Annotated in this window: 15 protein-coding genes; 9 read left to right on the top strand and 6 right to left on the bottom strand. The window is 67.2% G+C overall.

Annotated features, from left to right (window positions below):
- The first annotated feature begins 173 nt into the window (after window positions 1-173).
- Together AC6LJ9_RS20165 and AC6LJ9_RS20160 are read left to right on the top strand one after the other, a co-directional pair.
- Window positions 174-1,661, top strand: a complete 1,488-nt coding sequence (locus AC6LJ9_RS20165; RefSeq protein WP_212313555.1) for a DASS family sodium-coupled anion symporter — start codon at window positions 174-176, stop codon at window positions 1,659-1,661.
- Window positions 1,662-1,673: 12 nt separating this feature from the next.
- Complete coding sequence (locus tag AC6LJ9_RS20160) at window positions 1,674-2,726, top strand: Ldh family oxidoreductase (RefSeq protein ID WP_498148972.1); 1,053 nt, start codon at window positions 1,674-1,676, stop codon at window positions 2,724-2,726.
- 82 nt (window positions 2,727-2,808) lie between these two features.
- Here AC6LJ9_RS20160 and rodA read toward each other — a convergent pair whose 3' ends face one another.
- From rodA to AC6LJ9_RS20135, 5 genes are all read right to left on the bottom strand, one after another.
- On the bottom strand, window positions 2,809-3,945 hold the full coding sequence (gene rodA, locus AC6LJ9_RS20155; RefSeq protein ID WP_212313563.1) for a rod shape-determining protein RodA: 1,137 nt from the start codon (window positions 3,943-3,945) through the stop codon (window positions 2,809-2,811).
- On the bottom strand, window positions 3,942-5,870 hold the full coding sequence (gene mrdA, locus AC6LJ9_RS20150) for a penicillin-binding protein 2 (protein ID WP_498148971.1): 1,929 nt from the start codon (window positions 5,868-5,870) through the stop codon (window positions 3,942-3,944). Before mrdA ends, rodA begins: the two co-directional genes overlap by 4 nt.
- Window positions 5,871-5,889: 19 nt before the next feature.
- On the bottom strand, window positions 5,890-6,450 hold the full coding sequence (mreD, locus tag AC6LJ9_RS20145; RefSeq protein ID WP_498148970.1) for a rod shape-determining protein MreD: 561 nt from the start codon (window positions 6,448-6,450) through the stop codon (window positions 5,890-5,892).
- Window positions 6,437-7,321 (bottom strand): rod shape-determining protein MreC, encoded by an 885-nt coding sequence (gene mreC / locus AC6LJ9_RS20140; protein ID WP_103271510.1) that lies wholly within the window; start codon window positions 7,319-7,321, stop codon window positions 6,437-6,439. Before mreC ends, mreD begins: the two co-directional genes overlap by 14 nt.
- Before the next feature lie 84 nt (window positions 7,322-7,405).
- The gene (locus AC6LJ9_RS20135) at window positions 7,406-8,449 is read right to left on the bottom strand and encodes a rod shape-determining protein (RefSeq protein WP_006216320.1); all 1,044 of its coding nucleotides are present in this window, start codon (window positions 8,447-8,449) and stop codon (window positions 7,406-7,408) included.
- Window positions 8,450-8,676: 227 nt separating this feature from the next.
- Here AC6LJ9_RS20135 and gatC point away from each other — a divergent pair, with 227 nt between their 5' ends.
- From gatC to AC6LJ9_RS20105, 6 genes are all read left to right on the top strand, one after another.
- Window positions 8,677-8,985: an Asp-tRNA(Asn)/Glu-tRNA(Gln) amidotransferase subunit GatC gene (gene gatC, locus AC6LJ9_RS20130; protein ID WP_103271511.1), complete on the top strand. Its 309-nt coding sequence runs from the start codon at window positions 8,677-8,679 to the stop codon at window positions 8,983-8,985.
- 3 nt (window positions 8,986-8,988) lie between these two features.
- Window positions 8,989-10,527: an Asp-tRNA(Asn)/Glu-tRNA(Gln) amidotransferase subunit GatA gene (gene gatA / locus AC6LJ9_RS20125; RefSeq protein WP_498148969.1), complete on the top strand. Its 1,539-nt coding sequence runs from the start codon at window positions 8,989-8,991 to the stop codon at window positions 10,525-10,527.
- Between the two features lies 1 nt (window position 10,528).
- Window positions 10,529-11,986 (top strand): Asp-tRNA(Asn)/Glu-tRNA(Gln) amidotransferase subunit GatB, encoded by a 1,458-nt coding sequence (gene gatB, locus AC6LJ9_RS20120; RefSeq protein WP_212313571.1) that lies wholly within the window; start codon window positions 10,529-10,531, stop codon window positions 11,984-11,986.
- 104 nt (window positions 11,987-12,090) lie between these two features.
- On the top strand, window positions 12,091-12,342 hold the full coding sequence (locus AC6LJ9_RS20115) for a hypothetical protein (RefSeq protein ID WP_498148968.1): 252 nt from the start codon (window positions 12,091-12,093) through the stop codon (window positions 12,340-12,342).
- A complete protein-coding gene (locus tag AC6LJ9_RS20110; RefSeq protein WP_498148967.1) occupies window positions 12,339-13,136 on the top strand; it encodes a type II toxin-antitoxin system VapC family toxin in 798 nt (265 codons plus the stop codon). Before AC6LJ9_RS20115 ends, AC6LJ9_RS20110 begins: the two co-directional genes overlap by 4 nt.
- 23 nt (window positions 13,137-13,159) lie before the next feature.
- Complete coding sequence (locus AC6LJ9_RS20105; protein WP_498148966.1) at window positions 13,160-13,408, top strand: hypothetical protein; 249 nt, start codon at window positions 13,160-13,162, stop codon at window positions 13,406-13,408.
- Window positions 13,409-13,429: 21 nt separating this feature from the next.
- Here AC6LJ9_RS20105 and pyrE read toward each other — a convergent pair whose 3' ends face one another.
- On the bottom strand, window positions 13,430-14,113 hold the full coding sequence (gene pyrE / locus AC6LJ9_RS20100; protein WP_212313575.1) for an orotate phosphoribosyltransferase: 684 nt from the start codon (window positions 14,111-14,113) through the stop codon (window positions 13,430-13,432).
- Between the two features lie 299 nt (window positions 14,114-14,412).
- Here pyrE and AC6LJ9_RS20095 point away from each other — a divergent pair, with 299 nt between their 5' ends.
- Entirely contained in the window at window positions 14,413-15,201 is a 789-nt protein-coding gene (locus AC6LJ9_RS20095) for an exodeoxyribonuclease III (protein ID WP_212313577.1), read from the top strand.
- Window positions 15,202-15,269: the final 68 nt, after the last annotated feature.

The raw sequence follows: 15,269 nt of genomic DNA, 5'->3' as shown, positions 1-15,269 counted from the left end.
CATAATGCCGCGGGTGGGTTCCCACAAGCGCGATATCCAAGTGGCTTGACCCACATCAATACGGGTTTTCCTGAATGCCGTCACGATCATACTGTAGCGTCGACATGCCGAATTGATTCATCCCGTGCTCGCGGGGCGGCGTGTCGTCAGTTTGACCTCAACCGGAGATGGATATGACCGCGCCAGCCGCCGTCCCTGCCCCACAAAACAAAACCAAGATCCCCATCGGACTCATCGCCGGCTTTGTCGCGCTGATCGCAGTGCTGCTGATGCCCCTGCCGGCGGACCTGCCGGTTGCCGGCCATCGCATGCTGGCCATCCTGGCCTTCGCCGTGGTCGTGTGGATCACCGAAGCCGTGTCGTACGAAGCCAGCGCCATCATGATCACGACGCTGATGGCCTTCCTGCTCGGCACTGCGCCGACCATCAAGGATCCGCAGGTGCTGTACGGCACCTCCGCCGCCATCAGCATGGCGCTGACAGGCTTCGCCAACTCGGCGCTGGCGCTGGTGACCGGCGCGCTGTTCATCGCCGCCGCCATGACCTTCACCGGACTGGACCGGCGCATCGCGCTGGTCACGCTGTCCAAGGTCGGCACCAGCACGCGCCGCATCCTGATCGGCGCGATCGCCGTGACCATCGTGCTGAGCCTGGTCGTGCCCAGCGCCACGGCGCGCAGCGCCGCGGTGGTGCCCATCATGATGGGCGTGATCGCGGCCTTCGGCGTGGACAAGCGCTCGAACATCGCCGCCGGCATCATGATCATCGTGGCGCAGGCCACCAGCATCTGGAACGTCGGCATCCAGACCGCCGCCGCGCAGAACCTGCTGACGGTCGGCTTCATGGAAAAGATGCTGGGCCAGCGCGTGGCCTGGTCCGACTGGCTGATCGCGGGCGCCCCCTGGTCGCTGATCATGTCGGCCGTGCTGGTCGTCGTGGTGCTCAAGATGCTGCCGCCGGAAAGCAACAGCATCGCCGGCGGCAAGGAAGCCGTCGAGAAGTCGCTGCGTGATCTCGGTCCCATGACCGGCGCGCAGAAGCGCCTGATGGCCGTGTCCGTGCTGCTGCTGCTGTTCTGGGCCACCGAAGGCAAGCTGCACAAGTTCGACACCACCTCCACCACCTACTTCGGCCTGGTGCTGCTGATGCTGCCGCGCTTCGGCGTGATGACCTGGAAAGACGTGCAATCGCGCATACCGTGGGGCACCGTGATCGTGTTCGGCGTCGGCATCAGCCTGGGCACCGCGCTGCTCACCACGCAGGCCGGCCAATGGCTGGGCAACCAGGTGGTCGCGCACACCGGCCTGGACCACCTCGGACCGCTGGCGATCTTCGCCATCCTGTCGGCCTTCCTGATCATCATCCACCTGGGTTTCGCCAGCGCCACCGCGCTGACCTCGGCCATGCTGCCCATCCTGATCTCGGTGCTGGCCACGCTGCCGGGCGAGTTCAGCCGCCTGGGCATGACCATGCTGCTGGGCTTCGTGGTCAGCTATGGCTTCATCCTGCCCATCAACGCGCCGCAGAACATGGTGTGCCTGGGTACGGAAACGTTCAACGCCCGCCAGTTCGCCAAGGTCGGCATCGTCATCACCATCGTCGGCTACCTGCTGATGCTGCTGTTCGGCATGACCTACTGGCGCTGGCTGGGCTGGCTGTAAGGAGAAGCGCGCATGAAAATCTCGCTTGAACAGGCACGGGAATACGGGCGGCGCGTGCTGGCCGCCCAGGGCGTGCCGGAAGACATCGCGCGCGACGTGGCCGATCACCTGGTGGAGTCCGACCGCGTCGGCTACACCAGCCACGGCCTGTCCATCCTCACCAACTACCGCCGCGTGCTGGCCGACGGGCTGGCGCAGGCCGACGGCCGGCCCGAGCTGGTCAACGACCGTGGCGCCATGCTGGCCTATGACGGCCACAACGGCCTGGGCCAGCACGTGGGCAAGGTGGTCATCGAAAAGGCCATCGAGCGCACGCAGCAGCATGGCCAGTGCATCCTGACGCTGCGCCGCAGCCACCACCTGGGCCGCATGGGCCACTACGGGGAAATGGTGGCGGCGCAGGGGCTGATCCTGCTGGCCTTCACCAACGTGATCAACCGCGCGCCCACCGTGGCGCCGTTCGGCGGCGCACAGGCCTGCATGACCACCAATCCGCTGTGCTTCGCCGGGCCGCTGCCTGGCGGGCGGCCGCCCTTCATCGTGGACATGGCCACCAGCTCCATCGCCGTCAACAAGGCGCGCGTGCTGGCCGCCAAGGGCGAACAGGCGCCGCCGGGATCGCTGATCGACGCCCAGGGCAACCCCACCACCGATCCGAACGCGCTGTTCGCCGATCCACCGGGCGCGCTGCTGCCCTTCGGCGGCCACAAGGGCTACGCCATGGGCCTGGTGGCCGAGCTGCTGGCCGGCGTGCTGTCCGGCGGCGGCACCATCCAGCCCGAGCACCCGCGCAACGGCGTGGCCACCAACAACATGTTCGCCATCCTGCTGAACCCGCAGGTCGACTTCAACACCGACTGGCGCTCGCTGGAAGTCGGCGCCTTCATCGACTACCTGCAAGCCTGCCCGCCGCAACCTGGCGTGGACCGGGTGCAGTATCCCGGCGAATACGAAGCCGCCAACCGCGCGCTGAACGCGGATTCGCTGACCTTCGATGCGCGTATCTGGGACGGCATGAAGCAGCTGGCGACGGATCTGGGCGTGGCGGACGCTCTGCCGGCGTAGCGGCTCCGCCTGCCGGACGGCCCATGCCAAAAGCCCCCTCACGGGGGCTTTTTGTCGAGTTCGCTTGCCGGGACTCGCGCCGCTAGGACTTCACCGACCGATACCGGCTGATGCTCATCATGATGCCGAACGCGATGCCCATGGTGAACAGCGCCGTCCCGCCATAGCTCATGAAGGGCAGCGGCACGCCCACCACGGGCAGGATGCCCGTGACCATGCCCACGTTCACGAACACGTAGATGAACAGCATCATGGTCATCGCCCCCGCCAGCAATCGTCCGAACTGCGACGAGGCGCGCGAGGCGATGGTCAGCCCGCGCGCCATCAGCAGCGCGTACAGCACCAGGATGGCGATGCCGCCGTACAGGCCGAATTCCTCGGCGTAGACGGCGAAGATGAAGTCAGTGGTGCGCTCGGGGATGAAATCCAGGTGGGTCTGCGTGCCCTTCATGTAGCCCTTGCCGTACACGCCGCCCGAGCCCACCGCGATCATGGACTGGATGGTGTGGAAGCCCTTGCCCAGCGGATCGGAGCTGGGATTGAGCAGCGTGCAGACGCGGTGCTTCTGGTAGTCGTGCAGCACCACCCAGCTCACGTCCGGCTCGCACAGCTGGTCTTCGTAGTAGATCAGGGTGCCGATGCCGATGATGCCGGCCAGCAAGGCCGGGATCAGCAGCTTGAACGACAGGCCGGCGAAGTAGATCACGAAGAAGCCCGCGCCGAACACCAGCAGCGCCGTGCCCAGGTCGGGCTGCAGCACGATCAGGCCGAACGGCGCGGCCAGCATGGCGGCCGCGGCCAGGAAGTCGCGGATGCGCACCGCGCCCTCGTGGCGCTGGAAGTACCAGGCCAGCATCATGGGCACGCCGATCTTCATCATCTCGGACGGCTGGATGCGGGTCACGCCCAGGTTGAGCCAGCGGGTCGCGCCCTTGCTGGTCTCGCCGAAGAACTCCACGCCCAGCAGCAGCACCACGCCCACCACGTAGAACGGCAGCGCCAGCTTCATCAGCCATTTGGGCGGGATCAGCGCCATGATCCACATGGCGAAGAAGGCGATGACGAAATTGCGCGACTGGTCGGCGAAGCGCCAGTCGGTGCCGCCCACGGCCGAATGCATGACCGTCAGGCCCAGCGCCGCGAACATCAACAGGATGGCGAGCAGCGGCCAATCAAAGGCCGTGAACACGCGCAGGAGGATCAGGCCGAAACGCTTCATGGCTTGCGCACCACGTCAGAGGCGATGGACTCGACCGAGGCCAGCGGATCGGCGCGGTCCGGCCGCACGATCTTGTCCTTGCGTTCCTTGGCCAGCCAGTAGTCGAACACCTTGCGCGCCACCGGCGCGGCCACGCTGGCGCCCCAGCCGGCGTTCTCGACGATCAGCCCCACGGCGATGCGCGGGTGCTCCAGCGGCGCGAAACCCATGAACAGGGCGTGGTCGCGCAGGCGCTCGTCGATGGCGCTGGCGCGGTAGCGCGCGCCGCGCAGGCTGAACACCTGCGCCGTGCCGGTCTTGCCGGCCGCCTGGTAGGGCGCATTGGCGAACGCGCGCCGCGCCGTGCCGGCGCGCACCACGTCGGCCATCGCGTTCTTGATCACGTCCACGTTGGCCTGCTTCAGGGGAATACGATAGTCGGGCACCGAATCGGTGGGCTTGGCCTGGCCCGTGCGCGGATCGCGCACCGCATGCACCAGGTGCGGACGGCGGTACAGGCCGTTGTTGGCCAGCGTCGACGTGCCCTGTGCCAACTGCAGCAGCGTGAACGAGTTGTAGCCCTGGCCCACGGCGACCGAGATGGTCTCGCCCGCGTACCAGCGCTGGCGTTCCTTTTCCTTGTAAGCCGAGCGCTTCCAGTCGGTGGACGGCAGCACGCCGCGCTTCTCGCCTTCCAGGTCGATGCCGGTGATCTGGCCAAAGCCGAACTGCTTGGTGAAGTCATGCAGCGCGTTCACGCCGATCTCGGGGCCCAGCGAATAGAAGTAGGTGTCCGACGACACCACGATGGCCTTGTGCATGTCGGTCATGCCATAGGCGGCGCCGCCGGCGTTGCGGAACTTCTGGCCGCCGAATTCGTAGAAGCCGGGATCGGAGATGCGGTCGGTGGCGCGGCGCTTGCCCAGTTCCAGCGCGGCCAGGCCCACGAAGGGCTTGTAGGTCGAGCCGATGGGATAGGTGCCGTACAGCGGGCGGTTGATCAGCGGATGGTCGGGCGACTCGTTCAGCATGCGCCAGTTGTCCACGTCGATGCCGTCGACGAAGAGATTGGGATCGAACGAGGGCTGCGACACGAAGGCCAGCACCTCGCCGGTATCGGGATCCAGCGCCACCAGCGCGCCGCGCTGCCCCTCGAAAGCCTGTTCGGCCACCTTCTGCAGGCCCATGTCGATGGACAGCATGATGTCCGAGCCGGGCACCGGGTCGATGCGCCGCAGCGTGCGCATGGGGCGTCCGCCGGCCGTCACCTCGACCTCTTCCAGGCCGGTGCGTCCATGCAGCGCTTCTTCCCAGGTCTTCTCGATGCCCTTCTTACCGATCACGTCGGTGCCGCGGTAGTTGCCCAGCTGGCCGGCGCGCTCCAGATCCTCGATGTCGCCATCGGCGATGCGGCCGATGTAACCAACCACGTGGGCGGCCGACAGGCCCTGCGGATACTCGCGCACCCAGCGGGCGCGCAGTTCGACGCCGGGAAACTGGAAGGCATGGGCGGCGAACCAGGCCGCCTCGGTTTCATTCAGGTTGTTGCGCAGCTGCAGGCTGGCGTAGCGACTGGACTCGGCCGCGCGGCGCTTGAAGCGGCGCTGGTCGGTCGGGCTGATGTACACCACTTCGTTGAGCCGCTCGAACAGCGCCGTCAGGTTGCCGGCGTGGGCCGGCACGACTTCCAGCGTGTAGGTGCGGTAGTTGCGCGCCAGCACCTCGCCGTTGCGGTCCAGGATCTCGCCGCGGCGCGGCGGGATCGGCACCACCGCGATGCGGTTGCGGTCGGCGCGTTCGGACAGGCCCTCGTAGCGGTCGACCTGCAGATACCAGAAGCGGCCGATCAGCACGCCGAAGCACAGCAGCGCGAACACGCCGCCCACCCAGGCGCGCAGCAGGAAGCGCTGCTTTTGCTGCTGGCCGGTTTTCTTGAACTCGAACATCGCTTGCGCCCGCCCGCCGTCAGGCGGACGAGGACTCGGCGTCGTCGGCGCCGCGCTGGGGCAGGTGCAGCACCCAGCCGGCCAGGGGCCACAGGGCGGCGGTCAGGCCGGCGCTGACGGCCCAGTCCCAGCCCGGCCACTTGCCCGCCAGCCAGGCGTGGATGATCTGCACCAGCAGCCGCGCGGCGAAGAACACCGGCAGCATGTGCATGGCCTGGCTCCACAGGTCGAAGCGCTGCAGGCGGCGCTGCAAGGCCACGGCGCCATAGGCGATCAGCGTGTAGGACAGCGCGTGCTCGCCCAGCAGGCCGGCGTCGTGCACGTCCATCAGCAGGCCGAAGGTGAAGGCGGTGAACAGGCCGATGCGGCGTGGCTCGTGCGCGCACCAGAAGGCGATGATCAGGATCAGCACGTCGGGCGCGCCCTGCCACAGCCGCCAGGGCAGCAGCGACACCAGCCACATCAGGATGATGGAGGCCCAGACGAAGACGCCGTGCGCCGGCCCGTCCAGCCGCTCGGGCTGGACGTTGCTGGGCGTGCCCAGGCGTCGCCGGGGCGACGAAGCGTTAGTCCGATCCACCGGAATCGACCTCCTGACGGTTGGATTCGGCGCGGGCCACATCCACCTGCAGGACCAGGAAGTGGCGATAGCGTTCGGGATGGGCCAGCGGCTCGCAGACGGCGCGCGCGAAGCCCGAGGCGGTGTCACGCTCGACCGAAGTGACCTTGGCCACCGGCAGGCCGGCCGGGAACAGCCCGCCCACGCCGCTGGTGACTATGGTATCGCCTTCCTTGATGTCGGCGTTGGCCGCCAGGTAGCGGACTTCCATCTTGCCGGGAGAGTTCCCGCCGAAGGCGATCAGCCGCAGGCCGTTGCGCAGCAGCTGGACCGGGATGGACACCTGCTCGTCGGTCACCAGGGCCGCCTCGGCGGTCATCGGGGTGACGCGCACGATCTGGCCGACCACGCCGCCTTCGTCGATGACCGGCATGCCCGGCGCCAGGCCGGCCTTGCTGCCCTTGTTGAAGACCAGGCGCTGATTGAAGGCGCTGGTGGGCTCGTACAGCACCTCGACCACCACCGCCGACTGCGCCACCGTGTCGGTCACGCCCAGCAGGCGGCGCAGCTGCGCGTTCTCGGCGGCGAGCTGCGCGCCATGGGACGCCACCTGGGCCAGCTCGATGCGCTGGCGCTGCAGGGCTTCATTCTCGCTGCGGATGAGGTTGGCGGCGTTGACCCATTCATTGACCTGCTGGACCAGGTCGCGCGGCGCCATGACGGCGCGCTGGAAGGGATAGATGGCCACGGACACCGCCCTGCGCACCGGCTCCAGCACGCGCAGTTGCGAATCCATGATGATCAGGGCCACGGCCAGGACGACCAGGACGACCAGCCGCACCTCTGCCGGCGGGCCGCGCCTGAATAGGGGAGGGGTCCCTTGTCGTTGCATGAATCTCAGCCCGGGCGGTCGCGCCCGGAGCCCCCGCCGCGGCCGGAGCCGCAAGACAGCAGGGCTCCGGGCTGGCGCAAGGAATTAGTCGTTGATGAAGATGGCGCCGAGTTTCTCAAGATGTTCCAGCGCTTCGCCGCAACCGCGCACCACGCAGGTCAGGGGATCGTCGGCCACCACCACGGGCAGGCCGGTTTCCTCTTGGAGCAGGCGGTCCAGGTCGCGCAGCAGCGCGCCGCCGCCGGTCAGGGCGATGCCCTTGTCGGTGATGTCGGCGCCCAGCTCGGGCGGCGTCTGTTCCAGGGCGATCTTCACGGCGGACACGATCTGGTTCAGCGGATCGGTCAGCGATTCCAGGATCTCGTTCGACGAGACCGTGAAGCTGCGCGGCACGCCTTCGGCCAGGTTGCGGCCCTTGACCTCGATCTCGCGGACTTCGGAGCCGGGGAAGGCCGAGCCGATTTCCTTCTTGATGAGTTCGGCGGTGGGCTCGCCGATCAGCATGCCGTAGTTGCGGCGGATGTAGTTGACGATGGCCTCGTCGAACTTGTCGCCGCCGACGCGCACCGAGCCCTTGTAGACCATGCCGCCCAGCGAGATCACCGCCACTTCGGTGGTGCCGCCGCCGATGTCGACGACCATGGAGCCGCTGGCGTCGGACACGGCCAGGCCGGCGCCGATGGCGGCGGCCATGGGTTCCTCGATCAGGAACACGTGCGAGGCGCCCGCGCCCAGCGCGGATTCGCGGATGGCGCGGCGTTCAACCTGGGTGGAGCCGCAGGGCACGCAGACGATGATGCGCGGGCTGGGCGCCAGCATGTTGCGGGGGTGCACCATGCGGATGAACTGCTTGAGCATCTGCTCGGTGACGGTGAAGTCGGCGATCACGCCGTCCTTCATGGGCCGGATGGCCTCGATGTTGCCGGGGACGCGGCCAAGCATCTGCTTGGCTTCGTGGCCGACGGCCTGGATGATCTTCTTGCCGTGGGGACCGCCTTCATGACGGATAGCGACCACGGAGGGCTCGTCGAGCACGATGCCCTTGCCGCGGACGTAGATCAGCGTATTGGCGGTACCGAGGTCGATCGCCATATCGCTGGAAAAATAACTGCGCAGGAATCCGAACATGGGAGCTCAGCAAATTCTGGGGGGGAATTGGGTCAGGCCGCGGGGCGCACGGTCCGGATACACTCGAACCCGCCTGTCGTCACGGCGATTAAACCGTGAATCATAACTTATAATTTCCGTGGAAATAGCGCATAAATGCAGGCTATTCAAGCTTTGTAACGGGTTGGGCGTATGCATACTGTCCCGGCCCTCCCCCGGCCTTCCGTTATTCGAATTTCGAAATCCCCATGGCGCTCAACGACAAAGATGTGGCCCGCATAGCCCGGCTGGCCAGAATCGAACTGACCCCGGAACAGCGCGCCCACGCGCAGACCGAACTGAACGGCATCCTCCACCTGATCGAGCGGCTGCAGTCGGTCGACACGCAAGGCGTCGAGCCGCTGGCCCATCCGCTGTCGGCCCACGAGGACATCACCCTGCGCCTGCGCGAGGACGCCGTCACCGAGCCCAGCTCGGAAACCCGCCGCCAGGAACTGCTGGCCAACGCCCCGGACGCCCAGGACGGCCTGTTCCTGGTTCCCAAGGTCATCGAGTAAGCCATGACGAAACCCGCCCTGCATACCCAATTCGAGGGGATCGCCGGCCTGCGCGCGGCCCTCGCCCAGCGCCAGGTCAGCGCCGTCGACCTGGCGCAAAGCGCGCTGGCCGCCGCCGAGGCCGCCAGCGGCCTGAACAGCTTCTTACATATTGACGCCGAATTGACGCTGGCCCAGGCCCGCGCCGCCGACGCCGCCCTGGCCGCCGGCACCGCCGGCGCCCTGGCCGGCATCCCCATCGCCCACAAGGATGCCTTCGTCACCCGCGGCTGGCGCACCACCGCCGGCAGCAAGATGCTGGACGGCTACGTCAGCCCGTTCGATGCCACCGTGGTCGAGCGCCTGCAGGCGGCCGGCGCCGTGTCGCTGGGCAAGCTGAACTGCGACGAATTCGCCATGGGCTCGGGCAACGAGAACTCCGCCTACGGCCCCGTCCGGAACCCCTGGGACACGACCGCCGTGCCCGGCGGCTCCTCGGGCGGCTCGGCCGCCGCCGTGGCTGCCCGCCTGGTGGCCGCCGCCACCGGCACCGACACCGGCGGCTCGGTGCGCCAGCCCGCCGCCCTGTGCGGCGTCAGCGGCATCAAGCCCACCTACGGCACCGTCTCGCGCTTCGGCATGGTGGCCTTCGGCTCCAGCCTGGACCAGGCCGGCCCGCTGGCCGAGAGCGCCCGCGACCTGCTCGAGCTGCTGGACGTCATGAGCGGCTTCGACCCGCGCGACGCCACCAGCCTGGAAAAATGCGATGCCGCCGTCAACGAGCCGGGCCGCGTGCGGCGCGACTTCGACGCCGCCCAGGCTCGCCATGACGCCGCCGGCAGCCAGCCCCTGAAGGGCCTGCGCATCGGCGTGCCGGCCGAGTACTTCGGCGCCGGCCTGGCGCCAGACGTGGCCGCCGCCGTGGAAGCCGCGCTGGCGCAGTTCGAGGCGCTGGGCGCCGTGCGCGTGCCGGTGTCGCTGCCGCGCACCGAGCTGGCCATCCCCGCCTACTACGTCATCGCCCCCGCCGAAGCGTCCAGCAACCTGGCCCGCTACGACGGCGTGCGCTACGGCCACCGCGCAGCCCAGTACGACGGTCTGGAAAAAATGATCAGCATCTCGCGCGCCGAAGGCTTCGGCGACGAGGTCAAGCGCCGCATCCTGATCGGCACCTACGTGCTGTCCCACGGCTACTACGACGCCTATTACCTGCAGGCCCAGCGCCTGCGCCGCATGATCGCGCAGGATTTCCAGCGCGCCTATGCCGACCAGTGCGACGTGATCATGGGCCCGGTGACGCCAACGGTCGCCAAGAACATCGGCGACAACCGCGACGATCCCACCGCCGACTGGCTGGCCGACGTCTACACGCTGGGCGTGAGCCTGGCCGGCCTGCCGGCCATGTCGGTTCCATGCGGCTTCGGCGGCATGGACAACCGCCGCCCCATCGGCCTGCAGATCATCGGCAACTATTTCGACGAAGGCCGCCTTCTGGCCATCGCCGACCGCTATCAACAAGTCACCGCTTGGCACAAGAAAGTGCCGGCATTCCAGGACGCCTAACATGAACTGGGAAATCGTCATCGGCCTGGAAACGCACACGCAGCTTTCCACCGACTCCAAGATCTTTTCGGGCAGCAGCACCCGCTTCGGCTCGGCCGCCAACACCCAGGCCAACGTGGTCGACCTGGCGCTGCCGGGCAGCCTGCCGGTCATGAATCGCGGCGCCGCCGAGCGCGCCATCCGCTTCGGCCTGGCCGTGGGCGCCGAGATCGCGCCGCGCTCGGTGTTCGCGCGCAAGAACTACTTCTACCCCGACCTGCCCAAGGGCTACCAGATCAGCCAGTACGAACTGCCGGTGGTGGTGGGCGGCTCGCTCTCCTTCTTCGTCGGCGAAGAAGAAAAGACCATCAACCTGACCCGCGCGCACCTGGAAGAAGACGCCGGCAAGTCGCTGCACGACGCCTTTCACCTGGCCAACGGCGCCGCCGCCAGCGGCATCGACCTGAACCGCGCCGGCACGCCGCTGCTGGAAATCGTGACCGAGCCGGAAATGCGTTCGGCCGCCGAGGCCGTGGCCTACGCCCGCGCGCTGCACAGCCTGGTCGTGTGGCTGGGCATCTGCGACGGCAACATGCAGGAAGGTTCGTTCCGCTGCGACGCCAACGTGTCCGTGCGTCCGGTCGGCCAGAAGGAATTCGGCACCCGCACCGAGATCAAGAACGTCAACTCGTTCCGCTTCCTGGAACGCGCCATCCAGTACGAGGCGCGCCGCCAGATCGAGCTGATCGAGGACGGCGGCACGGTGGTGCAGGAAACCCGCCTGTACGACGCCGACCGCGACCAAACCCGTAGCATGCGCAGCAAGGAAGACGCGCACGACTACCGCTACTTCCCCGACCCCGACCTGCCGCCGCTGGTGATCTCGCGCGCCTGGGTCGACGAGGTCCGCGCCGCCATGCCCGAGCTGCCCGCCGCGCTGCGCGCCCGCTTCGAGTCCGACTACGGCCTGACCGCCTACGACGCCGCCCAGCTCAGCGCCAGCCGCGGCCTGGCCGCCTACTTCGAGGCCGTGTCCCAGGCGCTGCCCGCCGGCCAGGCCAAGCTGGCCGCCAACTGGATCATGGGCGAGGTCGCCGCCACGCTCAACAAGGAAGAAAAGGACATCGCCGACGCCCCGGTGCAGGCGCCGGCCCTGGCCGCGCTGATCAACCGCATCATCGACGGCACCATCTCCAACAAGATCGCCCGCGAAGTGTTCGGCGCCATGTGGGCCGGCGAGAACGGCGGCCAGCCCGACGCCATCATCGAGGCGCGCGGCCTCAAGCAGATCAGCGACACGGGCGCCATCGGCGCCATGATCGACGAGGTGCTGGCGGCCAACGCGGCCATCGTCGAGGAATACCGCGCCGGCAAGCAGAAGGCGTTCAATTCCCTGGTCGGCCAGATCATGAAGGCCGCCCGCGGCAAGGCCAACCCGCAACAGGTCAACGACCTGCTCAAGCAAAAGCTGGACGGCTGACAGGGTCAGCGCTTTATCAGACCGACTCAGGGCCGCGGCATATTGCCGCGGCCTTTTTGTTGGCCAAGAATGGACGGGTCGATATTCGATTGGAGACCCGGGCCATGAAGATGCCCTATCTGTCCGTTCCGCTGGAACAGGTTGCCGCGCGCCTTGATGAAATGATCCAGGCGGCCCGGGATGGCGCTTGCGTGGTCATTACGCATGACGGCCAGGCGCATGCCCGCATTTGCGAGGTCAATCCCCTGCTGACCGAAGAGGCGCATCAGGCGATCGAGGATCTCAAGAATTTCCCCCAGCGCCCCCCCATCGACGAAGCCACCTGGTGGTATCTCGTCAAAGGCATACACGGATGAAGCTCGTGCTTGATGCCTCCGTCGCACTAAGCTGGCTGAAACTACCCAACCAGCCCTTCCACACGCAGGCCATGGATATCCTGAACGACCTGCAGGGAAGTTCGGCCCTCGTTCCGGCGATATGGTCGCTGGAGGTCGCCCAAGGCGCACTGCGCGTAGAACGTTCCAAGGCGGCAACCACCGACGAATTGGCACGATTCACACGACTCGTACGCAGCGCACCCATCGTCCACGACTCGCGCCCGCCGGATCGATGGCTTGCCTCCAGCGTATCGCTAGCCCGCACGCACGGGCTGACCGTCTATGACGCATCCTATCTCGAACTCGCGTTGACCTCTCGCGTGCCTCTCGCCACGTTCGATCGAAAACTGGCATCCGTGGCACGCGCGCTGGACCTGGAACTCGCGGCACAGACCAGCGGGCTGGCGGAGCCCATCGTCGGATATGACGTGCCAGCAAGCGTAATTCATTGCGCAACAAGCGACCTCGGTCCCTGTGTTGGCCGGGAATGGACGGCCCGACATCCAAACAGAGGCCAGACCATGACGATGCCCTATGTGTCAGTCCCGCTGGAACAAGTCGCCGAGCGGCTTGATGACATGATCCAGGCCGCCAGGGACGGCGCCCGCGTGGTCATTGCTCATGACGGCCTGGCGCATGCACAGATATGCCAGGCCAATCCCTTACTGACCGAAGAGGCGCATCAGGCGATTGAAGGCCTGAAGAACGGCCCCAAGATCCCCTACACCGACGAAGCCACCTGGTGGTACATGGTCAAGGGCATCTGCGAATGAAGGACTTGAACAAGGGTCCCGAAATGTCCCGCTATCTCGAAGTCCCTCAGGAAAAAGTCGGCGAACGGCTCGACGCATTGATCCGCCTGGCGCATGAAGGCGCGCGCATCGTCATCAAGAAAGACGGCATTGCCCAAGCCTACATCCAGCCCGCCAACCCCAATATGTCCGAAGACATGTACGAGGCGCTGCTGGCGCTCAGGAGCATTCCCGTCGCACCGAACTTCGACAGCGAGCAAATGCGCGCCTGGATGGAAGAGGACCGCAGGTAAAGCGGTGCTGACCGCCCCGCCTTACTTCACCCCGTACTTGGTCCGATAAGCCAGCACCGCCTCGCGGTGCTCGGCGAACGCCGCGTCGTCCTGCAGCAAGGCCAGGATGTCCGCCAGCGACGCAATCGACACCACCGGAATGCCATAGGTCTTGGCCACGTCCTGCACGGCCGAGTGCGCCGACAGCGCGTCGTCCGGGCCGGCGCGTTCCATGCGGTCCATGGCGATGAGCACGGCGGCCGGTTCAGCGCCGGCGGCGCGGATGATCTCCACCGATTCGCGCACCGAGGTGCCGGCGGTGATCACGTCGTCGATGATCACGACCTTGCCCTTGAGCGGCGCGCCGACCAGCGTGCCGCCCTCGCCGTGGTCCTTGGCTTCCTTGCGGTTGTAGGCGAACGGCACGTCACTCTTGCCCTGCATGGCCGGGTGGCCGGCCAGGGCCACGGCGGTGGCGGTGGCCAGCGGGATGCCCTTGTAGGCCGGGCCGAACAGCATGTCGAAGCCCACGCCCGAGTCCAGCAGCGCCTGGGCATAGAAACCGGCCAGCTTGCCGACGGAAGCGCCGGAATTGAACAGGCCGGCGTTAAAGAAGTACGGGCTGATGCGTCCCGATTTCACCTTGAAGCTGCCGAAGCGCAGCACGCCTTCATTCAGGGCGAAACGGACGAAATCGAGGGCGGTGGACGTTTGGGCGGCAGGCATGCGGGCATTCCAGATAGGTGGCGAACGCCAGCATTTTATCCGCTGCGCCGGCCGCGAGAGATCGCCGGCAGTCCGGGCGCGGGCCCGTGCGCGCCGGACTGGCTGCCCGCGCACGCCCGACGCACAATCCTGCGCTCGCCCGAGGTGCACGCCCATTTGCCTCCTCACGCGCACCGCGCCCGCCCCCGACACGCAGCGCGTGCAAGCGGGCCCCAAGCCGCGCGGCCCGCCCGAGTCGGTTAAATTCCAGGCATAGTCCGGCCCCATACGGGGGCCGCCGCCTTATTGGGAGTACCGCCTTGCTGCGCATCACGTCGCTCAACCTCAATGGCATCCGTTCCGCCTTCCGCAAGGGCCTGCAGCCCTGGATGGACAAGCACGGCGCCGACATCCTGTGCCTGCAGGAAATCAAGATCGCGGACGCCGACCTGACCGACGATCTGCGTCACCCGCCCGGCTACACCGGCCATTTCCACCACGCCGAGAAGAAGGGCTACAGCGGCGTCGGCCTGTACCTGCGCGACGCCGCCGAGCGCGTCAACATCGGCCTGGACTGCGAGGAGTTCGATCCCGAGGGCCGCATCATCCGCGCCGACTGGAAAGACCTGTCGGTCATCAGCGCCTACCTGCCGTCCGGTTCCAGCGGCGACGAGCGCCAGCAGGCCAAGTACCGCTTCCTGGACCGCTTCGGCCCGTGGCTGGACGGCCTGATGAAGGAACACAAGAAGAGCGGCCGCGAGTTCGTGGTCTGCGGCGACTGGAACATCGCCCACAAGGAAATCGACCTGAAGAACTGGAAGGGCAACCTGAAGAACTCCGGTTTCCTGCCCGAGGAACGGGCCTGGCTGACCGAGGTCTTCGACAAGCGCGGCTTCGTCGACGTGTTCCGCACGCTGGACGACCGCGCCGAGCAATACACCTGGTGGAGCAACCGCGGCCAGGCCTGGGCCAAGAACGTGGGGTGGCGCATCGATTACCAGATCGCCACGCCCGGCATCGCGGCCCGCGCCCGCGCCGCGTCGATCTACAAGGACGAGCGCTTCTCCGACCACGCGCCGCTCACCATCGACTACGACGTCAAGCTCTGAACCCCGGCCGGGCCAGACCCGGACCCGGCCTCAGCGCCGCTCCGGACGGGTTTGCGCCCGTCCGGAGC

It is taken from the genome of Achromobacter sp. 1011811831 (assembly GCF_059760905.1).
The sequence above is the reverse complement of the archived record's forward strand: the minus strand, read 5'-3'. Positions and strand labels throughout refer to the sequence as shown.